The sequence below is a fragment of the Streptomyces sp. MUM 203J genome (assembly GCF_022414595.1).
GTDB lineage: Bacteria > Actinomycetota > Actinomycetes > Streptomycetales > Streptomycetaceae > Streptomyces.
On the sequence record NZ_JADWYO010000024.1, the window covers coordinates 45856 to 67385 of the forward strand.

General features: G+C 73.0%; 16 protein-coding genes. 5 read left to right on the forward strand and 11 right to left on the reverse strand.

Translation table 11 applies throughout. The annotated features are described in order from the left end of the window. Positions 1–188: 188 nt before the first annotated feature. Positions 189–1091: a S1 family peptidase gene (locus tag I3F58_RS14870; protein ID WP_240109049.1), complete on the forward strand. Its 903-nt coding sequence runs from the start codon at positions 189–191 to the stop codon at positions 1089–1091. A 105-nt stretch (positions 1092–1196) separates the two neighbouring features. On the opposite strand, the gene I3F58_RS14875 is transcribed toward I3F58_RS14870, so the two are convergent. The 5 genes from I3F58_RS14875 to polX all read right to left on the reverse strand — a co-directional run bounded on the left by I3F58_RS14875 (position 1197) and on the right by polX (position 7759). Further along, a complete protein-coding gene (locus I3F58_RS14875; protein WP_240109052.1) occupies positions 1197–1697 on the reverse strand; it encodes a flavodoxin domain-containing protein in 501 nt (166 codons plus the stop codon). Between the two features lie 117 nt (positions 1698–1814). After that, the gene (locus I3F58_RS14880; protein WP_240109091.1) at positions 1815–3293 is read right to left on the reverse strand and encodes an MFS transporter; all 1479 of its coding nucleotides are present in this window, start codon (positions 3291–3293) and stop codon (positions 1815–1817) included. A 147-nt stretch (positions 3294–3440) separates the two neighbouring features. Beyond that, positions 3441–4127 carry a hypothetical protein gene (locus I3F58_RS14885; protein ID WP_240109054.1) on the reverse strand — a complete coding sequence of 229 codons (687 nt, stop codon included), beginning with the start codon at positions 4125–4127 and terminating at the stop codon, positions 3441–3443. After that, positions 4124–5932, reverse strand: coding sequence for a serine/threonine-protein kinase (locus I3F58_RS14890; protein WP_240109056.1), 1809 nt, complete (start codon positions 5930–5932; stop codon positions 4124–4126). The genes I3F58_RS14885 and I3F58_RS14890 overlap by 4 nt, the downstream gene beginning before the upstream one ends. 102 nt (positions 5933–6034) lie before the next feature. Further along, complete coding sequence (gene polX, locus I3F58_RS14895) at positions 6035–7759, reverse strand: DNA polymerase/3'-5' exonuclease PolX (protein WP_240109057.1); 1725 nt, start codon at positions 7757–7759, stop codon at positions 6035–6037. A 92-nt stretch (positions 7760–7851) separates the two neighbouring features. On the opposite strand from polX, the gene I3F58_RS14900 reads away from it, so the two are divergent. Beyond that, entirely contained in the window at positions 7852–10566 is a 2715-nt protein-coding gene (locus I3F58_RS14900; protein ID WP_240109059.1) for a SpoIIE family protein phosphatase, read from the forward strand. Positions 10567–10629: 63 nt separating this feature from the next. Here the strand turns inward: I3F58_RS14900 and I3F58_RS14905 are convergent, their stop codons facing one another. Further along, positions 10630–11136, reverse strand: coding sequence for a hypothetical protein (locus I3F58_RS14905; RefSeq protein ID WP_240109060.1), 507 nt, complete (start codon positions 11134–11136; stop codon positions 10630–10632). Between the two features lie 196 nt (positions 11137–11332). On the opposite strand from I3F58_RS14905, the gene I3F58_RS14910 reads away from it, so the two are divergent. After that, positions 11333–12784 (forward strand): adenosine deaminase, encoded by a 1452-nt coding sequence (locus I3F58_RS14910; protein WP_374207975.1) that lies wholly within the window; start codon positions 11333–11335, stop codon positions 12782–12784. A 10-nt stretch (positions 12785–12794) separates the two neighbouring features. Here I3F58_RS14910 and I3F58_RS14915 read toward each other — a convergent pair whose 3' ends face one another. The 5 genes from I3F58_RS14915 to iolC all read right to left on the reverse strand — a co-directional run bounded on the left by I3F58_RS14915 (position 12795) and on the right by iolC (position 19120). Next, the gene (locus tag I3F58_RS14915) at positions 12795–14288 is read right to left on the reverse strand and encodes a CoA-acylating methylmalonate-semialdehyde dehydrogenase (protein WP_240109061.1); all 1494 of its coding nucleotides are present in this window, start codon (positions 14286–14288) and stop codon (positions 12795–12797) included. 52 nt (positions 14289–14340) lie between these two features. Beyond that, positions 14341–16224 carry a 3D-(3,5/4)-trihydroxycyclohexane-1,2-dione acylhydrolase (decyclizing) gene (gene iolD / locus I3F58_RS14920; RefSeq protein WP_240109062.1) on the reverse strand — a complete coding sequence of 628 codons (1884 nt, stop codon included), beginning with the start codon at positions 16222–16224 and terminating at the stop codon, positions 14341–14343. Positions 16225–16234: 10 nt separating this feature from the next. Next, on the reverse strand, positions 16235–17119 hold the full coding sequence (gene iolB, locus I3F58_RS14925; RefSeq protein WP_240109064.1) for a 5-deoxy-glucuronate isomerase: 885 nt from the start codon (positions 17117–17119) through the stop codon (positions 16235–16237). An 18-nt stretch (positions 17120–17137) separates the two neighbouring features. Beyond that, positions 17138–18016 (reverse strand): deoxyribose-phosphate aldolase, encoded by an 879-nt coding sequence (locus tag I3F58_RS14930; RefSeq protein WP_240109066.1) that lies wholly within the window; start codon positions 18014–18016, stop codon positions 17138–17140. Positions 18017–18148: 132 nt separating this feature from the next. Next, entirely contained in the window at positions 18149–19120 is a 972-nt protein-coding gene (gene iolC / locus I3F58_RS14935; RefSeq protein WP_240109067.1) for a 5-dehydro-2-deoxygluconokinase, read from the reverse strand. Positions 19121–19397: 277 nt separating this feature from the next. On the opposite strand from iolC, the gene I3F58_RS14940 reads away from it, so the two are divergent. Together I3F58_RS14940 and I3F58_RS14945 are read left to right on the forward strand one after the other, a co-directional pair. Further along, a complete protein-coding gene (locus I3F58_RS14940) occupies positions 19398–20435 on the forward strand; it encodes a sugar ABC transporter substrate-binding protein (RefSeq protein ID WP_240109068.1) in 1038 nt (345 codons plus the stop codon). Further along, a complete protein-coding gene (locus I3F58_RS14945; protein ID WP_240109069.1) occupies positions 20435–21526 on the forward strand; it encodes an ABC transporter permease in 1092 nt (363 codons plus the stop codon). The genes I3F58_RS14940 and I3F58_RS14945 overlap by 1 nt, the downstream gene beginning before the upstream one ends. Positions 21527–21530 lie beyond the last annotated feature (4 nt).

Genomic DNA, 21530 nt, shown 5'->3' on the forward strand with positions numbered 1-21530 from the left:
AGTCAGTCACCGGCGCGCTCGGCGCAGGGCGGCGGCAGCGTCCGCCATCCCCGGGCGCACGCATCTCGACCGAAAGCCGGTCTTGCCGCGGGGGCAACCGGACCAGAGGATTCCTGGCGAGTACTTGTCAGGCACATGACCGTAGCGCCCGCCCACCCAGCGGGCGCACGCCCCCCACCGGAGGACCTGTGAACCTCACCCTCGGCAGAGGCGCACGGCTGACCGCCGTCGCCGCCGCTCTGGTCACCGCCACCGCGCTCGCCACCCCCAGCGCCGGGGCGGACACCGCCGACACGGCCCGCGCCACCACCGCCGAACTGGCACGGGCCAGCGAGGCCGTCCTGGACGCCGACGTGCCGGGCACCGCCTGGTACACCGACGCCGAGTCCGGCAGGCTCGTCGTGACCGCCGACTCGACCGTCCCGGCCGCCGAGCTCGCCAGGCTCAAGAAGGCGGCGGGGAACAAGGCGGGCGCCGTCGAGATCAAGCGCACGCCCGGGAAGCTCAACAAGCTCATCGCGGGCGGCCAGGCCATCTACGCGGGCGGCGGCGGCCGTTGCTCGCTCGGCTTCAACGTGCGCAGCCGCAGCGGGGCGTACTACGCCCTGACGGCCGGTCACTGCACCGACATCGCCGGCGCGTGGTACACGAACTCGTCCCAGACCTCGCCGCTGGGCAGCCGGGCCGGGTCCAGCTTCCCCGGCAACGACTACGGCATCATCCGCCTGTCCAGCTCCTCCCTCGCGGACGGCCGGGTGTACCTGTACAACGGCGGTTACCGCGACATCACGTCCGCCGGGAACGCCTACGTCGGCCAGACCGTGCAGCGCAGCGGCTCCACCACCGGTCTGCACAGCGGCCGGGTCACCGGCCTCAACGCGACGGTCAACTACGGCGGCGGTGACGTCGTCCGCGGCCTCATCCAGACGAACGTCTGCGCCGAGCCCGGCGACAGCGGCGGCGCGCTGTTCGCCGGCAGCACGGCGCTCGGCCTGACCTCGGGCGGCAGCGGGAACTGCCGCAGCGGCGGTACGACGTTCTTCCAGCCGGTCACGGAGGCGCTGAACGCGTACGGCGTGAGCGTCTTCTAGGCCCCGCGGCCGGGGACTCCGCGCCCGGGGCCCCGTACCGTGGCTCCGCCGATCGCCCTCGGTGGCCGGACGGGCTGAGATCAGCCCGTCCGGCCACTGCGGCGCCTACCGCTCCTCCTCCCCCAGCTCCTCGGCGATGTGGTGCGCCCACGCCCGGACCCGCTGCATGTCCCGGTGGTCGCCCGCCTGCCCGTGCCGGGCCATCGCGCGGCCCAGGAAACCCCCGGTGTCCGGGGAGAGGCTTCCGCCGAAGGTCACGTGCTCGCGCGCGTGCAGCCGCTCCATCTCCCGCGCGACCCCACGCACCGGCGGGATGTCCCCCTCGTCCGCCGAATCGTCGAGCGGGCCGCTGCTGAACAGCCACACCGGGCGGCGGCCCAGCGCCTGCGCGTTGCGGCGGGCGCAGCGCACGGCGTCGTGGTGCCAGTGCCCGGCGTAGAGGGCACCGCCGAGGACGACCGCGTCGTAGGCGTTGACGTCCACGACATCGTCGGCGGGGACGACGGCCGTGTGGTAGCCGTCCTCGTTCAGGGCTTCGGCGATCTCCTCGGCGATGCCCTCGGTGGCACCGTGCCTGCTGCCGTAGGTGACCAGGACGCGCTTCATGACGCCTCCTCCACGGGTCGGGGTCTTACGTCTCCACGGTCTCGCGGCGGGGGCCCGGTGTCCTGGGGACGGTCGTCCCCCGTCGCGGGCCGAACGGCCTCACCGGGGCGCACCGCCTCAGCCCGGGCCGACACCGTTGCCCTTGAGCCGTTCGATGTCCGCCGGGCGCACCTGGATGACCAGCAGCGCGATGACCGCACCGATCGCCGCCGCGATCGCCGCGGCGATGAACGCGGCCCCGACTCCGGCCGTGAGGACCTGGTCCGCCCAGGGGTCGGGCAGTTCGCCGGTGCGCTGGAAGCGCAGCAGCTCTGCGGGGGTGGCCCGGCCGAGGAACTCCGGGATCAGACGGGCCGCCTCGTGGGCGCTGGCCGTGCCGAAGACGGTGACCAGAATGGACAGGCCCAGGGAGCCGCCCACCTGCTGGGTGGCGTTGAGCAGCCCGGACGCCGCCCCGGTCTCGTCGGAGCGGACGTTCGACAGGGCCATCAGGGTCAGCGACACGAACTGCATGCCCATGCCGAAGCCCAGCACCAGCACGGGCCCGAGAATGCTGCCCGCGTAGGTGGAGTCCGCGTCCGACAGGGTGAGCCAGCCCAGCCCGGCCGCGGCGAACAGCGCACCGGCGATCATGAACGGCTTGGGGCCGAACCGGGGCAGCAGCCGGGAGGCGACGCCGGCGCCGACCGCGATGATCGCGCTGACCGGCAGGAACGCAAGCCCCGCTTGGAGCGGGCTGAAGTCCAGCACGTTCTGGACGAACAGCGTCAGGAAGAAGAACATGCCGAAGATCGCGGCGGCCAGACACAGCATCATGCCGTAGGTGCCCGCGCGGTTGCGGTCGGTGAACATGTGCAGTGGGGTGATCGGCTGCCGGGAGCGCCGCTCCACCAGGACGAACGCCGAGAGGACGACGGCCGATCCGGCGAACGACGCCAGGGTGAGCCCGTCCCGCCAGCCGTCCTGTGCGGCGCGGATGAACCCGTACACCAGGAGCACCATGCCGAGGGTGGAGGTGAGGGCACCGATCACGTCGAAGTGCCCGGAATGGCGCTCGGACTCGTGGATCCAGCGGGGCACCGCGAGCAGGATGAGCAGCCCGATCGGGACGTTGACGAAGAGCACCCAGCGCCAGTTCAGCCACTCGACGAGCATGCCTCCGGCGAGCAGGCCGATGGCGCCGCCGCCCGCCGACACGGCCGCGAACACGCCGAACGCCCGGTTCCGGTCGGGTCCTTCACGGAACGTGGTGCTGATGAGGGCCAGCGCCGTCGGGGAGGCGATCGCGCCGCCGACACCCTGGCAGGCGCGGGCGATGAGCAACTGCGCCGAGTTCTGGGCGAGTCCGCCGAACAGCGAGGCGAGGACGAACAGCGCGATACCGATCATGAACATCCGGCGGCGGCCCAGGATGTCCCCGGTGCGGCCGCCGAGCAGCAGCAGCCCGCCGAAGGCGAGCGTGTAGGCGTTGATGACCCAGGACAGCCCGGCCGTCGAGAAGTCCAGTGCCCGCTGGATGTGCGGCAGGGCGATGTTGACGATCGTGATGTCCAGGACGACCATCAGCTGGCAGCTGGCGATGACCAGCAGGGCCATTCCGCTGCCGTCGCCTCGCTTCGGGGTGGCGGCCTGCGACACGGAAGTCGGTCGAGGCGTGGTCATGGGACGAGGCCCGCGGAGGGGGCCGGTGGGCGGGACGGGCGCCCGCGCCCACCGTTCGACCGTAAGCCTGGTGCGGGACCGTCACCAGTCGATCAACGGCGGCCTGTCGTAGCAGGTGTAGGTGAAGACGGCGCTCGCGGTGTGCCGGGTGGGAGTGAGGATCTCCAGGTCGGCGCGGGCCGCGTACACGCCCTGGCCGCTGAACGTCCACTTCAGGTGGAGCCGGGCCTCTTCCTGGCCCCGGCGGACCCGCTCGCTGAGGACGGGGGACGTCGAGCCGTCGTTGCGGACCCAGCGGTAGGTGAGGGTGCCGGGGCGGCCGTCGGTCCGCACGACGCCGACGATGTCGGCGGTGCCGCCGCAGCCGCCGCCCGCGGGCGCCACGACGCCCCCGGTACGGGCGACGGCATCGCGGACGGCGACGGTGGGGCCGTACCGCTGCCAGGCGAGGAAGGCTAGGACGCAGAGGTAGACGAGGACGGGCAGGGTGTAGCGGCGCCACGCGGCGGGACGCCTCGGGGGCCGTGGCGGTGGCGGTGCCGGCGTGACCGGGGCGCGGGGCGGGACACCGGGGCCGAAGCGCAGCAGCGTCGTCGGCAGGGGCTTCGTGTCGTGCGGCCCCGGGGCGGGCGCCGGGCCCGGGCCCGTGGTGGGAAGGTCGGCGGGGGCCGGGCGCTGGATCCAGTGGCTGGCGAGTTCCGTCGCACTGTAGTCGGGATCGTCGGAGGGGTCGTCGTACGGGCCGGCGGCGGGGTCCCTCGGGGTCATCGCAGGTCGCACCCCTGGGTCAGGAGTCGCGCGGAGGAGCCGCCGTCAGCCGACGCCGGGTCGGTCGCTGCACTGACGTGCCAGTAGCAGGCGGTTTTCTGGAAGGTGTGGTCCACGGTCAGGGTGTAGCGGGTGGCGCCGCTGCGCCGGAAGGTCCGGGTGGCCCCGTCCCGGTCGGCCGGTCCGGTGGCGGTGTCGCCGGTGGACCAGGTGAGGACGACGGTGAGGGGGCCGGTGCCGTCGGCGGCGATCTCGACGGTGGCGGTGGCGGTGGCGGGACCGGTCTGGCGGAAGCCGCTGACGGTGACGCCCTTGACGGCGGGCGGTGCGGTGGCGGGCGGGTCCTCCGGGGTCTTCGGGTCGGGGTCGCGCGACACCCCCGGGTCCTGCGGGCCGGTCGGCGGGGAGGGGCTGGGGGTACCCGGGGCGGGATCGCCGCCTCCCGGGTGCGGCGGTGCGAGGGAGGAGGGTCCGCCGGGTACGGCGGGGGACGGTCCGGGGCCGCCGGGGTCGGGGGTGGTGGGGTCGTGCGGATCGTGCGGGTCGTCGGGGGTCACCCCCGACGGGCCGGGGCTGCCCGGGCCGGGGGACGGGCTGCCCGGGACGTCCGGCGGGACCAGGCTCAGCGAAGGCGAAGGCGAGGGTGAAGGTGAAGGCGGGGAGGAGGGCGAGGGCGAGGTGGTGCCGGGCCCCGCATCGCCGTCCCCCTCCGGGTCGAGGCTGGTCGTGGCGGCGGCCAGCGGCGCGGTCCCGCCGCCCCCCGCCCCGGCGCCGGCGACGCCCTGGGTCAGCACCAGGATCAGCGCGAGGAGCAGCGCGCTCGCCGTGGCCGCCCCCGCCCCGGCCCCGCCCGGCAGCCAGGCCTTCCACCCGGCGCCCCCGTCGCCCTGCCCCAGCGAGGTGGACGCCAGGTCGGTGCTGGTCTCGGCGCGGTCCCCGGCGGTCGGGAACAGCAGCGGAAGCAGCGCCGCCAGCGAGGCGAGCCTGCCCCGGCCCCGCTCCTCCCAGTCGGGGCCGTACGCGGCCCCGGCCAGCAGCTCCAGTTCGCGGACGAACGCCGCAGCCTCCTGCGGCCGCTCCTCGGGGGCCTTGGCCATGCCGCTGCGGACGAGCGGGCGCAGCGGCTCCGGCACGCCGTCCTCGGGTACGGGCGAGTCGACATGGTGGACCGCCAGCTCGGCCAGGCTGTCGCCGGAGAACGGCTTGCGCCCGGTGAGGCACTCGTAGAACGTGGCGGTCGCGGCGTACACGTCGGCGGCGGGCGAGGCGGGTGCGCCGGACCACTGCTCGGGGGCCATGTAGGCGGGGGTTCCGGCGGCGGGCGCGTCGGCGCCGTGTCCCGTGGCGATGCCGAAGTCGACGAGCTTGGACGTGCCGTCGGCGGCGACCAGGACGTTCGCGGGTTTGTAGTCCCGGTGGACGACTCCGGCGGCGTGGGCGGCGGCGAGGCCGAGCAGGGATCCCTTGAGGATGGCGAGAGCGGCCTCGGGGCCGACGGGCCCCTGTTCCCGCAGCAGCTCGCGCAGGGCGAGTCCGTCGACCAGCTCCATCACGATGGCGGCGCCGTCAGGGCCCTCCACGTACTCGTAGAGCCGGGTGACGTACGGGGACTCCAGTGCGCCGAGCAGCCGGGCCTCGTCGCGGAAGGTGTGCAGGAAGTCCGCGTCGGAGCGGAGGTTCTCGCTCAGGTGTTTGACCGCGACGGGCACGCCGGTGGTGTCGTGGACGGCCCGGACGACGCGTCCGCTCGCGCCCGCGCCGAGTTCGCGGATTTCGGTGTAGCCGGGCACCGACCACGTGTCCATCTGGCCTCCTCACCCCAGGGCGGCTGTCCAACTGAGGGACACATTTCCGCCACGACCGGTTCCCATCCGCAAGGGGGCGCACCCCCTGCGGGCGGAATGCGCTCAGTGCGCGGGGCGCAGGAAACGGCGCAGCCGGGAGAGCGGCCAGGTGTTGATGACGTCGTCCTTGGAGAGCCAGCCGCGCTGGGCGGTGCCGACACCGTAGCGCAGGTAGGGCAGGTGGGTGGTGGCGTGGGCGTCGGAGTCGACGGCGAATCTCACCCCGTACCCCTTGGCCCTCAGGATGTGCTCGTCGTCGAGGTCGAGCCGCTCCGGGTGAGAGTTGATCTCCAGCGCCGTTCCGGTCCTCGCGCAGGCGGCGAAGATCTCGTCGAAGTCGGCGTCGATGGCGGGCCTTCTCCCGATGAGCCGGGTGGTGGGGTGGCCGAGGACCGAGACGTACGGGTTCTCGACAGCGCGCAGGATGCGCCGGGTGAGGGTGGCGCGGTCCTGGGTGAAGTGGGAGTGGACGGAGGCCACGCACAGGTCGAAGCCGGCGAGGAAGTCGTCGGGCCAGTCCAGTTCGCCGTCCGGGCCGATGTTGAGTTCGGTGCCGTGCAGCAGCCGCATGCCGTGGTGTTCGCGGTCGAGGGCGCGGACCTGTTCGCGCTGGGCGAGGACCTTCTCGGTGGTCATGCGCTGCATGGCGAGGCCCGGGGCGTGGTCGGTGACGGCGTAGTAGGAGTACCCGCGTGCGGCGGCGGCGGTGACCATCGCGTCGAGCGGGGCGGTTCCGTCGGTGAGGTCGGTGTGGGTGTGCAGGTCGCCCCGGATGTCCCGGTCGTCGAGGAGTTCGGGCAGGTCGCCGCGCAGCGCGGCGGCGATCTCGCCGCGGTCCTCGCGCAGCGGCGGCGGGATCCAGGGCAGGCCGAGGCAGGCGTAGACGTCCTCCTCGCGCTCCGAGGTGATCTTGCGGCCGCTCCTCGCGTGGAAGAGGCCGTACTCGGAGAGCCTGAGGCCCTTGCGGACGGCGATCTCGCGGGTGCGGATGTTGTGCGCCTTGCTCCCCGTGAAGTACTGGAGGCCGGCGCCCCAGGAGGCCGGAGGCAGGACCCGCAGGTCGACCTGAAGGCCCTTGGCGGTGCGGACGGAGGTCTTCTTCTCGCCGTGGGCGATGACCTCGGCCGTGTACGGGAGTTCCGTGAGGGCGTCCATGAAGGGCCGGGCCCGGTCGGCCGCGACCAGGACGTCGATGTCCCCGATGGTCTCGCGCATCCGGCGCAGCGACCCGGCGTGCGCGCAGCGCTCGCAGCCGGGCAGCCGGGAGAGTTCCGCGACGACCTGTTCCGCGGCGTCCATGGCGGCGCTGACGAGGATCCGGCCCTCACCGGCCCGCTGCATCAGGCGGATGCCGTGCAGGATGTTCGCCTCGGTCTTCTCTCCGAAGCCCTTCAGGTCGCGCAGCCGCCGGTGACGGATCGCGTCGAGCAGTTCGTCGACGGAGGTGATGCCGAGCTCCTGGTGCAGGACGAGGGCCTTCCTGGGACCGAGGGCGGGGACGGCGACGAGCTCGCGGACCCCTGCGGGGATCGCGGTGCGGGTGTCCTCGACTGCGGCGATCCGGCCGGTGCGCAGATATTCGATGATCTTCTCCGCGATGGACCGGCCGACGCCGGGGATCTCCTGGAGGCCCTCGGGACCGAGCGTGGCGATGTCGGCGGGGTGACCGCCGACGGAACGGGCGGCCTTCTCGTAGGCGCGTGCCTTGAAGGCGTCGCCACCGCTGATGGCGATGAGGTCCGCGTACTCCCGCAGCAGCGCCTCGACGTCGTCGTTGGCCCGGCTCATGTCTCCAGGGTGCCCGGCGCCCGGTCCGGGCGCGCGGGGTGCGGGGTGCGCGCGGTCGCCGGGGTGATACGGCCGGTGCTAGAAAGGGGATTATGAGGGGCAAGAGTGGACGTCTCGGGCTGTCCAGGCGTCTGGGGCGACTGCTGGGGGTGCGCAGCGTCGCCGGGCAGGTGCTCTTCCTCCAGGTCGTGGTCGCCGTGCTGCTGATCGTCGCGGCCGTGGTGGCGCTGGCGTTCCATGTGCGGGACGACAGCGAGCGGGTCGCGCAGCAGCGGTCCCTGGCGGCGGCCGAGTCGTTCGCGGAGGCGCCCGGCACCCTGGACGCGTTCCGCGCGCCCAATCCGACGGCCACGTTCCAGTCCCATGTGGTGGCGGCGACGCTGGGCTCGGGCGTGGACTTCATGACGGTGATGGAGCCCGACGGCCTCCGGATCGCCGACAGCTCGCCGCAGCTGGTCGGCACCCGCGCGGAGGGGGTGGAGCGAGCCGCGGAGGGGCTGGCGATCACCGAGATCTACAAGGGGGACCCGGACGACGCGGCCCGGGCGGTGGTTCCGGTGTTCGACGAGGAGGGCCGGGTGATCGGCCTGGTCTCGGCGGGTGTCGCGATCGAGAGCGTGGGCGCGGCGGTGGACCGGCAGCTTCCGGTGTTCCTGGGCGCGGGCGCGGCGGCGCTGGTCCTGGCGACCGGCAGTTCGGTGCTGGTGAGCCGGAGGCTGCGGCGGCAGACGCGGGGGCTGGGCCCGGCGGAGATGACCCGGATGTACGAGCACCACGACGCGGTGCTGCACGCCGTACGGGAGGGGGTGCTCATCGTCAGCGGCGGCGGGCGGCTGACGCTGGCGAACGACGAGGCGCGGCGGCTGCTGGACCTGTCGGCCGACGCCGACCGGCAGCCGGTGGCTCAGCTGGGCCTGTCCCCGGCCATGACGGCACTGCTGACGTCGGGGCGGGCGGTGACGGACGAGCTGCATCTGGCGGGCGACCGGCTGCTGGCGGTCAGTACCCGGCCCACGGACCCGTACGGGGCGCCGGGCGGCACGGTGGCGACCCTGCGGGACACGACGGAGCTGCGGGCCCTGTCCGGCCTTGCGGAGGTCGCGCGGGAGCGGCTGACGCTGCTGTACGAGGCCGGGGTACGGATCGGAACGACGCTGGACGTGGTGCGGACCGCGGAGGAGCTGTCGGAGGTGGTGATCCCCCGGTTCGCGGACTTCGCGACGGTGGAACTGCCGGACCCGGTGCTGCGCGGGGAGGAGCCGACGAACCAGTACGTCTCCGTGATGCGGCGGGCGGCGGTGTCCGGGGTGCGCGGCGGCCATCCGCTCCAGGAAGCCGGGGAGCTGATCAGTTTCGAGGTGCCGACGACGCCCATGGCGGAGGCCCTGGCCGGGGGGCGGGCGGTGCTGGTGGCGGATCTGCGGGCGGCGGACGGCTGGCGGGCGCAGGACCCCCGGGGCGCCGACGAGGCGCTGCGGTACGGGATCCACTCGCTGGTCACGGTGCCGCTGCTGGCACGGGGATTCGTCGTCGGCATGGCGAACTTCTGGCGGGGCACGGGTTCGGAGCCGTTCGAGGAGGAGGACCTGGCCTTCGCGGAGGAGCTGGCGGCACGGGCGGCGGTGGCCATCGACAACGCGCGCCGGTACAGCCGGGAGCACACGATGGCGGTGACGCTGCAGCGCAGCCTGCTGCCGAGGGTGCTGCCCGAGCAGGACGCGGTCGAGATCGCCTACCGTTACCTCCCGGCGCAGGCCGGGGTGGGCGGCGACTGGTTCGATGTGATCCCGTTGCCGGGGGCACGGGTGGCGCTGGTGGTGGGGGACGTGGTGGGGCACGGGCTGCACGCGGCGGCGACGATGGGGCGGCTGCGGACCGCCGTGCACAACTTCTCGGCGCTGGACCTTCCGCCGGACGAACTGCTGGGGCACCTGGACGAACTGGTCTCACGGATCGACGAGGAGGAGGGCGGCGAGGGGGCGGCCGGCATCACGGGCGCGACCTGCCTGTACGCGATCTACGACCCGGTGTCCGGGCTGTGCTGCATGGCCACGGCCGGTCACTACGCCCCGGCCGTGGTCCGGGCCGACGGAGGCGTGGCGTTCCCGGAGGTGCCGGTGTTCCCGCCGCTCGGTCTGGGCGGCGGACCGTTCGAGAACCACGAGCTGCGGCTGGCGGAGGGGAGCCGTCTGGTGCTGTACACGGACGGGCTGATCGAACACCGGGACCGGGATGTGGACTCCGGGCTGCGGCTGCTGGGCAGCACGCTCGCGGACGGCGGGACGCGCACGCCGGAGGAGACCTGTCAGGCGCTGGTGGACGCGATGCTGCCGCCGCACCGCAGCGACGACATCGCGCTGCTGGTGGCCCGCACCCGGCTGTTGGAGCAGGACCGGGTCGCGGACTGGGACGTGCCGCGCGACCCGGCAGCGGTGGCGCCGATCCGGGCCGCGTGCGGGCGCCAGCTGGAGCGGTGGGGACTCGAGGAGATCGGGTTCACGACGGAACTGATGCTGAGCGAGCTGATCACCAACGCGATCCGGTACGGCTCCGATCCGATCCACGTCCGGTTGCTCCGGGACCGTGCGCTGATCTGCGAGGTGTCGGACGGCAGCAGCACCTCGCCGCACCTGCGGCGCGCGGCGACGACGGACGAGGGCGGCCGGGGCCTGTTCCTGGTGTCGCAGTTCGCGGGGCGCTGGGGGACGCGGTACACGTCCAACGGCAAGGTGATGTGGACCGAGCAGCCGCTCGGTGCGGGCGTGCGACCGCCGGTGGTGCCGCTGGTCGACGAATCGGGGTGGTGAACCGCGCCGGGAGCGCGGTTCACCGGGTACGGGCCGTCCGGCCGGCCCGGCCACGCGTGGGCGTCAGCGGAAGGTGACCGAAGCCTCACCTGCCGCCATCGTGATCGAGCCGGGGCAGAAGAAGCTGCCGGAGGTCTTGCGGGCGGTGAAGCCCCGGTTCTGGTACGTCCGGGTGCCGCTCTCCCGGTCCCACCGGACGTCGGCCGCGCGATACGAACAGGAGATGAAGCTCTGCCTGCCGGTGATGGCGACGGCGTCGGCACGCGCGGTCCCGGCGGCGTCGTCGAAGGTGAACACCGGGTCGTTGTCGAGCGTCGCGCTGATGCTGCCGTCACAGGACAGGTTGCCGCCCGGCCGGTTGACGGTGGAGCGGTCGACGGTCAGGGTGTCGGGCGGACCGGCGCTGGTGGCGGCGTCGGTCCAGGTGCACGTGGTGCCCTGGACGACGATCCTGCCGTCCGCCTTCTGCTCGGCGGCGGGCCCGGCGGCGACGGCGTGGGCGGCACCGGCGGTCAGTGCGGTGAGCAGCGCGACGGCGCCGGTGAGCGCGGCCCTGTACCTGTGGCTCATGGGAGTCCTCCTCAGGTGTCGGTGTCCGTGGGGGCGTGGGGAGAGTGGCACAGGAACCCACAAATGTCAGGCACACGTCAACACTCTGGCCGGTTCGCTGCGAACGGCCGATTCCGCACGCCCGGTGGGGTGACCCCGGCCCCGCTCACCGCGGCCCTGCGCCCCGGCACCGCACGTCCGCGGGGACGATACGACGGTGACGCACACCTGCCGCCGCCCCCGCGCCCTGACGGCCCTCCTCGGCACGCTGCCCCTCCTCCCGGCCCTGCTGCTGCCGGGGGCCTCCGCGACCGCCGCCGGACCGGCGGGGGGCTCCGAGGCACGGACCGCCGCCTACCTGGAGACGATCCGTCACGATCCGGCCAGGCTGGCGGAGTTCTTCCACCACCTGCCCAAGGGGGGCGACCTGCACCACCACCTGGGCGGTGCCGTCTCCACCGAGTGGCTGGTCCGCAGCGCCGCACGGCAGGGACTGTGCGTGGAGGCGGCGACGCTCACCGCCGTGCGCCCGCCGTGCGCCCGGCCCGGGCTACGGCCCGCCTCCGACGCCCGTACGGACACCGCCTTCCGTACTTCCCTGATCCGGGCCTGGTCCATGCAGGACTTCCCGCCCGACGGGCCCGGCCACGACCACTTCTTCGCCACCTTCGGCCGGTTCGGCGAGGTGATCCGGCACCATCGCGGACTTCAGCTGGCCGAGGTGGCCGACTCGGCGGTACGGCAGCACCAGCAGTACCTGGAGACGATGGTCACGCCGGTGCCCGAGGCCGTGCACACACTCGCCGCCGAGGTGGGCTGGGACCCTGACCTGCGCCGGCTGCACCGGCGGCTGACGGCGGGCGGGCGGCTCGACCGGCTGGTCGCGGCGGCGCGGGCGGAGGCCGACGCCGCCGACGCGGAGTTCCGCGCCGCATCCCGCTGCGACGGCGACCGGCCCGCGCCCGGCTGCCGGCTGGTGGTGCGCTGGATCTCGCACGCCCACCGGAACAGCCCGCCCGAGGTGGTGTTCACCCAGCTGGCCCTGGGGATGGCGCTGGCGGAGCGGGACTTCCGCTTCGTGGCGGTCAACCTGGTCGAGCCCGAACACGGCGCGGTGGCGCTGCGCGACTACCGCCTGCACATGCGCATGACGGCCGAGTTGCGGCGCGCCTACCTGGGCGCCCATGTGACGCTGCACGCAGGCGAGTTGAGGCCCGGACTGGTGAAGCCGGAGGACCTGGCCTTCCACATCCGGGGCGCGGTCGAGGGCGCGGGAGCCGAACGGGTGGGCCACGGCGTGGACCTGGTCCACGAGGACGCGTGGCCCACGCTGGTACGGGAGATGGCGCGCCGACGGGTGGCGGTGGAGGTCCCGTTCACCAGCAACGCCCAGATCCTGGGCGTCACCGGCACGGAGCACCCGTTCACGACGTACCGCGCCCACGGCGTGCCGGTGGTGCTCGCCACCGACGATCCGGGGGTCTCCCGCACCGACATCAGCGCGCAGTACCGGCAGGCCGCGACCGTGTACGGGCTGCGGTACAGGGAACTCAAGGACCTGGCCCGGGCGTCGCTGGAGCACGCGTTCCTGCCGGACCGCGCGAGGGCGGCGCTCCAGCGGAGGCTGGAGCGGGCCTTCACGGCGTTCGAGCGGCGGACCGGATCCTGAGCGGCAGCCGTCAGGTGTTGCTCGGGAAGCCCAGGTCGATGCCCCGGTCCGCCGGGTCGGGCCAGCGGGTCGTGACGACCTTTCCGCGGGTGTAGAAGGCGACGCCGTCCTTGCCGTAGACGTGGTGCTCCCCGAAGAGGGAGTCCTTCCAGCCGCCGAAGGAGTGGTAGCCGACGGGGACCGGGATGGGGACGTTCACGCCGACCATGCCCGCCTGGACCTCCAGCTGGAAGCGGCGGGCCGCGCCGCCGTCGCGGGTGAAGACGGCGGCGCCGTTGCCGAACGGGGAGGCGTTGATCAGGGCGACGCCCTCCTCGTACGTCTCCGCGCGCACCACGCACAGCACGGGGCCGAAGATCTCCTCCCGGTACGCGTCGGCCGTCACCGGCACCCTGTCGAGCAGCGACACGCCGAGGAAGAAGCCGTCCGGGTGGCCGTCGACGGTGTATCCGGTGCCGTCGACGACGACCTCCGCGCCCTGCTCGGCGGCCGAGCTGACACAGGAGGCGACCTTGTCGCGGTGCTCGCGGGTGATGAGCGGGCCCATCTCGCTGGCCGGGTCCGTGCCGGGCCCGATCCGCAGCCGCCGAGCCCGGTCCGCGATCCTGGCGACCAGCGCGTCCCCGATCCCGCCGACCGCCACGACGACCGACACGGCCATGCAGCGCTCTCCCGCGGAGCCGTACGCGGCGTTGACGGCCTGGTCGGCCGCGAAGTCCAGGTCGGCGTCGGGCAGGACGAGCATGTGGTTCTTGGCTCCGCCGAGCGCCTGCACGCGCTTGCCGTGCTCGCTCGCCTTCCGGTGGACGTGGCGGGCGACGGGCGTGGAGCCGACGAAGGAGACGGCGGCGACGTCCGGGTGCTCCAGCAGCCGGTCCACGGCCGTCCTGTCGCCCTGGACGACGTTGAGCACCCCGTCCGGCAGGCCCGCCTCGGCGGCCAGTTCGGCCAGCCTGAAGCAGGCCGAAGGGTCCCTCTCACTGGGCTTCAGCACGAACGTGTTGCCGCACGCGACGGCCAGCGGGAACATCCACATCGGCACCATCGCCGGGAAGTTGAAGGGCGTGATGCCGGCGACCACACCCAGCGGCTGCCGGATCGCGGACACGTCGACCCGGGTGGAGACCTGCGTCGACAGCTCGCCCTTCAACTGCTGCGGGATGCCGCAGGCGAGTTCGACGATCTCCATGCCCCGGGCCACCTCGCCGAGCGCGTCGGAGTGGACCTTGCCGTGCTCGGCGGTGATCAGCGCGGCGATCTCGTCGCGGTGCGCGTCGAGCAGCTCGCGGTACGCGAACAGCACGGCGGCGCGTCTCGCCAGCGAGCTGGTGCCCCAGCTCCCGTACGCCTGCAGGGCACTGGCGACGGCGGCGTCCACCTCGCCGGGGGTGGCGAGAGCCACCCGCTTCTCCTGGGCGCCGGTGGCGGGGTCGTACACGGGGCCGAAGCGTCCGGAGGTGCTGTCGACGGGCTTGCCGTCCATCCAGTGGGTGATCGTCTTCATGGCGGTCGAGGGGCCTTTCGTACGGCGGGACGGCAGGGCGAGGCGGAAGGGCTCAGAGGTGGCGGCGGATACCGGGGGTGTGCTGCTCGTACGTCTTGCGGGCCCGGACAGCCGCCTCGCGGGCGGCGACCTCCGCGACGGGGACGTCCCACCAGGCCTCGGCGCCTGGGGCGTTCGGGTTGTCGGGGTCCGTCTCGACGTACACGCAGGTGGGCCGCTCGGCGGCGCGGGCGGTCCGCAGCGCCTCGCGCAGCTCACCCACGGTCCGGGCGCGGTGGACGTCCATGCCGAGGCTGGCCGCGTTGGCGGCGAGGTCGACGGGGAGCGGATCGCCGGTGAAGGTGCCGTCGGCAGCGCGGTAACGGTAGTCGGTGGCGAACCGTTCGCCGCCCACCTGGGCGGAGAGACCGCCGATGGAGGCGTACCCGTGGTTCTGGACGAGGAGGAGCCTGAGCGGCAGGCCCTCCTGGACGGCGGTGACGATCTCGGTGGGCATCATCAGGTACGTTCCGTCCCCGGCCAGCGACCAGACGGGCGTGCCGGGCGCGGCGAGCAGCACACCGATGCCGCCGGGGATCTCGTACCCCATGCAGGAGTAGCCGTACTCCAGGTGGTACTGCCGGGGCGAGCGGGCACGCCACAGTTTGTGCAGGTCGCCGGGGAGGGACCCGGCGGCGTTGACGACGACGTCCTCGTCCCCGACGACCGCGTCGAGCAGTCCGAGCACCTGCGTCTGGGTGGGAACGGCGGAGTCGTCGTCGGCCCGGTAGGCCGCCTCGACGACCCGCTCCCAGCGCCGCTTGCCCTCGGTGTACTCGGCTTCGTACGCCGGGTCGACTCGGTGTCCGTGCCCGGCCAGGGCCTCGGTGAGGGCGGCGAGTCCGGCGCGGGCGTCCGCGACAAGGGGGCGGGCGGCCATCTTGTGGGCGTCGAACGGGGTGATGTTGAGGTTGAGGAAGCGGACGTCCGGGCGGGCGAAGAGGGTGCCCGAGGCGGTGGTGAAGTCGCTGTAGCGGGTGCCGACACCGATGACGAGGTCGGCGGTGCGGGCGAGGGCGTCGGAGACGGCGGTGCCGGTGTGGCCGATGCCGCCGAGGTCGGCGGGGTGGTCGTGGCGGAGGGATCCCTTGCCCGCCTGGGTGGAGGCCACGGGGATGCCGGTGGCGTCGACGAGGGCCTTGAGGGCGTCCTCGGCCCGGCTGTGGTGGATGCCGCCGCCCGCGATGAGCAGGGGACGTTCGGCGGCGCGGACCGCCTGGACGGCCTGAGCGAGTTCGCCGGGCCCGGGGGCGGGGCGGCGTACGGTCCAGACGCGGTCGGCGAAGAACTCCTCGGGCCAGTCGTAGGCCTCGGCCTGGACGTCCTGCGGCAGGGCGAGGGTGACGGCGCCGGTCTCGGCCGGGTCGGCCAGGACCCGCATGGCCTGGAGGGCGGAGGCGATGAGCGCCTCGGGCCGGGTGACACGGTCGAAGAAGCGGGAGACCGGCCGGAGGGTGTCGTTGACGGAGATGCCGGGTGACACCGGGTGTTCGAGCTGCTGGAGCAGCGGGTCGGCGGTGCGGGTGGCGAAGGTGTCGCCGGGCAGGAGGAGGACGGGCAGCCGGTTGACGGTGGCCAGGGCCGCGCCGGTGACGAGGTTGGTGGCGCCGGGGCCGATGGAGGTCGTGACGGCCATGGCGGAGAGCCGGTCGCACTGGCGGGCGTAGCCGACGGCGGCGTGGACCATGGCCTGTTCGTTGCGTCCCTGGTGGAACGGCATGGCGTGCGCTCCGGTCTCCAGGAGGGCCTGGCCGAGTCCGGCGACGTTGCCGTGGCCGAAGATCCCCCAGGTGGCGGCGATCAGCCGGTGCCGGGCGCCGTCGCGTTCGGTGTACTGCGCGGCCAGGAAGCGCACCAGGGCCTGGGCGACGGTCAGTCGGCGGGTGTGCTGGCTCATCGGGATGACCTCACTGGGACGGGGCGGTGCAGAGCGGGAGGCGGGGGTCGACGGGCTGACCGGGCCAGGTGTCGCGGATCCAGGCGTGGTCCGGGTGGTCGCAGATCAGCCAGGCGCGTTCGGCGCCGGGGCCGGCCATGACGTTGAGGTAGTACATGTGGTGGCCGGGGACGGCCATGGACGGGCCGTGCCAGCCGTCGGGGATGAGCACGGTGTCGCCGTGGCGGACCTCCGCGAGCACGTCGGTGCCGCGGCCGCGGCCGGACGGGGAGACCCGCTGGTAGCCCAGACCGGGGGTGCCGTCGTGGGCGGCGATCTCGAAGTAGTAGATCTCCTCCAGTTCGGACTCCTCGCCGGGCCGGTGCTCGTCGTGCTTGTGGGGCGGGAAGGAGGACCAGTTGCCGCCGGGGGTGAGCACTTCCACGGCGATGAGCCGTTCACACGCGAACACTCCTGCCGCACCGAAGTTGTTGACCTGGCGCGAGCAGTTGCCCGTACCCCGCAGTTCGACGGGCACGGAGGAGGCGGGGCCGTAGCGGGCGGGCAGGCGCCGGTCGCAGCGGGCACCGGTGAGGGCGAACCGGCCGCCGTCGCGGGAGGCGAGCGAGACCCGCGCGTCACGGGGGACGTACGCGAAGTCGGTGACGGCGCTGAACACGTCGGGGCGCCCGGTGAGCCGGAAGGTCCGCCCGTCGACGGCGACGGTGCAGGAGCCGGAGAGCGGCAGCACGATCCACTCGCTGTCTCCGGTGTCGTACGCGTGCTGTCCGCCGGGCGGCAGTTCGAGCACGCGAAGGCTGGAGTATCCCCAGCCGGCGGACTCGGGGCCGATGTCCACGGCGTACGGGCCGTCGGCGGCCTTTCCGGCGGGCAGGTGGTGCGAGGGGGTGGTCATGGTGGCTTCCTCGGGGGATCAGAGCAGGCTGACGGCGGTGTCCACGGCCTCCTCGACGCTGCCGTGGGCGGGATAGAGCAGCGAGCGGCCGACGACGAGCCCCTGGACGGTGGGGAGATGGAGCGCCTTGCGCCACCTCTCGTACATGCCGTCCTGGTCCCCGCCGGACTCGCCGCCGAGAAGGACGGCCGGGAGGGTGGAGGTCTCCAGGACGGCAGCCATGTCGTCCGGGTTCTCGGTGACGGGCAGCTTGAGCCAGGTGTAGGCGGAGGTCCCGGCGAGTCCGGAGGCGATGGCGATGGAGCGGGTCACGGCCTCGGCGCTCAGGTCGTTGCGCACCCCGCGGTCGCCGCGGCGGGAGATGAACGGCTCGACGAACACCGGGAGGTGTGCGGCGGCCATCTCGTCGATGGCGCGGGCGGTGGCGTACATGGTGGTGAGGGAGCCGGCGTCGGTGTAGTCGATACGGAGGAGGAGCTTCCCGGCGTCGAAGCGGAGGCGCGCGAGGTCTTCGGCACGGTGTCCGGTGAAGCGGTCGTCCAGTTCGAAGCGGGCACCGGCGAGACCTCCCCGGTTCATGGAGCCCATGACCACCCTGTTCTCCAGGGCGCCGAGGAGCAGCAGGTCCTCCAGGATGTCGGCGGTGGCGAGGACGCCGTCGACACCGGGGCGGGCGAGGGCGGTGCACAGCCGCTCCAGGAGGTCCGCGCGGTTGGCCATGGCCAGCCGGTCGTCCCCCACCGCGAGGGCCCCGCGCGCGGGATGGTCGGCGGCGACGATCATGAGGCGGCCGCTGTCACCGACCAGTGGACGCCGTGTGCGGCGCGCGGCGGCTTCCGCGATGGCCTCGGGATGCCGGGCCCGCAGGGTGGTGAGCGAGGAGATGCTGAGGGTCACATGGGGCTCCGTGGCGTTCAAGCCCGTCCGGCGATCGAGGACGAGCGCCGTTCGGGCGCGATTACGGGGTCCGGGGGCGGAGCCCCCGGTCTCGGGGAGGGGCGGGGGAAGGAGGGTCCCTGCGGCCGCGGTCTAGCCGCGCCCGACGACGGTTTCGACTTCCGCCGCCGTCGGCATCGCCGCCGAACAGGCCAGCCGAGAGGCCACGATCGCCCCCGCCGCGTTTGCGTACCGCATGGTCCGCTCCAGCTCCCAGCCGGAGAGAAGGCCGTGGCACAGCGCCCCGCCGAACGCGTCCCCCGCGCCCAGCCCGTTGACGACCTCGACCGGGACGGGGGGCACCTCCGCGCTGCCGCCGTCACGGTGAACGGCCAGAACACCGGCGGGTCCCTGCTTGACGACGGCGAGTTCGACCCCCGCCGCCAGCAGCGCCTCGGCACAGGCACGGGGCTCGCGCATCCCGGTGGCGATCTCGCACTCGTCGAGGTTGCCGACGGCGACGGTGACATGGCGAAGGGCTTCGGCGTAGAGAGCGCGGGCCTCCGCCGGATCCCCCCAGAACACGGGCCGCCAGTCGAGGTCGAAGACCGTGACACCGCTCTTCGCCCGCGCCTCCAGCGCGGCGAGGGTCGCGGTACGGCTGGGCTCGGCGCACAGCCCGGTCCCGGTCACCCAGAACACGCGCGCCCGGCGCACCGCGCCCAGATCCAGTTCGCCGGACCGGATCTCCAGGTCGGGAGCCTTGGGCTGCCGGTAGAAGTAGAGCGGGAAGTCGTCGGGCGGGAAGATCTCGCAGAACGTGACCGGGGTCGGGTAGGCGTCGACCGGCGTGACCCAGCGGTCGTCGACGCCGAACTCCTTGAGCGCCTGGTGGACGTAGGTGCCGAAGGGGTCGGCACCGGTCCGGGTGATGACGGCGCTGCTGTGGCCCAGACGGGCGGCGGCGACGGCGACGTTGGTGGGCGACCCCCCGAGGAACTTGCCGAAGCTCTCGACCTGCGGCAGCGGAACGCCGGTCTGGAGGGGATAGACGTCGACCCCGACCCGCCCCATGGTGATGAGATCGAAGGCGTCGGTGTCGGGGGATTCGGCGGACTCGGCCATGCGCGTCGCTCCTGATACGTACTCGCGGGGCGGGGTTGTCCCAGGTCTATGCCGTCCCGCGAAGCCCTGTCAATACTTTGTACAGACATTCTCACCTGCTCCTGAAAGGATGTCTTAACAAAGTATTGACAGACGGCATCCCCACGGGCTTGTATCCCGTCCCAACAGCCGCGCCGCCCGGCCGCGGCTGATGTCCCGGGCTTCCCGCGGGCCCCTCCCCTTCCCCTTCCCCCGGCCCGCCCCGCCCTCCCCTGTCGCGCAATGAGGTGCAGGACAGATGGACCGCACGTTCCCGTTCCGCCCGTTCCGATCCCGCCCCCGCGGACTCGTCGCCCTGGCCGCCGCCGGCGCGGCGTCCGCTCTTCTGATCACCGGCTGCTCCAGCAGTTCCGGCGGCAAGCAGGCCCAGCAGGACACCGGCTCCGGCGCCCCCGCCGGAAATGCCTCCACCCCCCGTATGACGATCGCGATGGTCACCCACGGAGGTCCGGGAGACACCTTCTGGGACCTGATCCGCAAGGGCGCGCAGACCGCTGCGGCGAAGGACAACGTCAAGCTCGTCTACTCCTCCGACCCCAACGCCGCCACCCAGGCCAACCTGGTGCAGAACGCCATCGACCAGAAGGTCGACGGCATAGCCGTGACCCTCGCCAAGCCGGACGCGATGAAGGCCGTCATCGCCAAGGCGACGGCTGCCGGAATCCCCGTGGTCGGCTTCAACTCCGGCCTGGGCCAGTGGAAGGAGCAGGGCCTCCTCCAGTTCTTCGGCCAGGACGAGAGCGTCGCGGGCGAGGCCTTCGGCGAGAAGCTCAACCAGGTCGGCGCCAAGAAGGCCCTCTGTGTGATCCACGAGCAGGGCAACGTCGGCCTGGAGGCGCGCTGCGCCGGGGTGAAGAAGACCTTCAAGGGCACGACGGAGAACCTGTACGTCACCGGCACCGACATGCCGGCGGTGAAGTCGACCATCTCGGCGAAGCTCCGGCAGGACACCGCCGTCGACCATGTCGTCACCCTTGGCGCCCCGTTCGCGCTGACCGCGGCCCAGTCGGCGGGTGACGCGGGCAGCGAGGCCCGGGTCGCCACCTTCGACCTCAACAAGGACCTGGTCGCCGCCGTGAAGGACGGCAGCGTGCGTTTCGCGGTCGACCAGCAGCCCTACCTCCAGGGCTATCTCGCGGTCGACTCCCTGTGGCTCTACGAGACGAACGGCAACGTCAGCGGCGGCGGCCGGCAGCCGGTACTGACGGGGCCGGCGTTCGTCGACAAGGACAACGTCGACGCCGTCGCGGCGTTCGCCGCGAAGGGAACGCGGTGATGACCGTGTCCCCTGCCACGGCACCGGCGGCGGCCTCGCCGCCGCCGGCCCCGCCGGTCTCCTCCCCCACCGCGGCGAAGGACGGCCGCACCGCCCGGCGCTCCCTGGGCCGCAGGCTGCTGGCCCGCCCGGAGATCGGGGCGCTCATCGCCGCCGTCGCCGTCTACGCGTTCTTCTTCTCCGTGGCCCCGGCGTTCCGGGAGGCCGCCTCCCTCGCCACCGTCCTCTACCAGGCCTCGGTCATGGGTGTCATGGCGATCCCCGTCGCCCTGCTGATGATCGGAGGCGAGTTCGACCTGTCGGCCGGGGTCGCCGTCACCTCCTCCGCTCTGACCGCCGCCATCCTGTCGTTCCAGCTCTCGCTGAACGTGTGGACGGGCGTGGTCGTCGCGCTGCTGTTCTCGCTGGCCGTCGGCGCCTTCAACGGCTACCTGCTGATACGGACCGGGCTGCCGAGCTTCCTCATCACACTGGGCACCTTCCTGGTCCTCCAGGGCGCCAACCTGGCCGTCACCAAGCTGTTCACCGGAAACGTGGCCAGCGACTCGATCGCGGACATGGACGGCTTCGCCCAGGCCCGGCGTATGTTCGCCTCGGAGGTCACGCTCGGCGGGGTCGACGTCAAGATCACGGTCCTCTGGTGGCTGCTGTTCGCCGCCGCCGCGACCTGGCTGCTGCTGCGCACCAGGTTCGGCAACTGGATCTTCGCGGTCGGCGGCAGCAAAGACAGCGCCCGTGCCGTGGGCGTCCCCGTCGCCTTCACCAAGATCGCACTGTTCATGGGCGTGGGCGCCGGTGCCTGGTTCGTCGGCATGCACCTGCTGTTCTCGTTCCACACCGTGCAGTCGGGCGAGGGCGTCGGCAACGAATTCCTGTACATCATCGCGGCGGTCATCGGCGGCTGCCTGCTCACCGGAGGGTACGGCTCCGCGATCGGTCCCGTCATCGGCGCGTTCATCTTCGGGATGGTCTCGCAGGGCATCGTCTACGCGAACTGGAACCCGGACTGGTTCAAGGCGTTCCTCGGTGTGATGCTGCTGCTCGCCGCCCTCGTCAATCTGTGGGTCCGCCGCACGGCGACCCGGAGGTGATCCC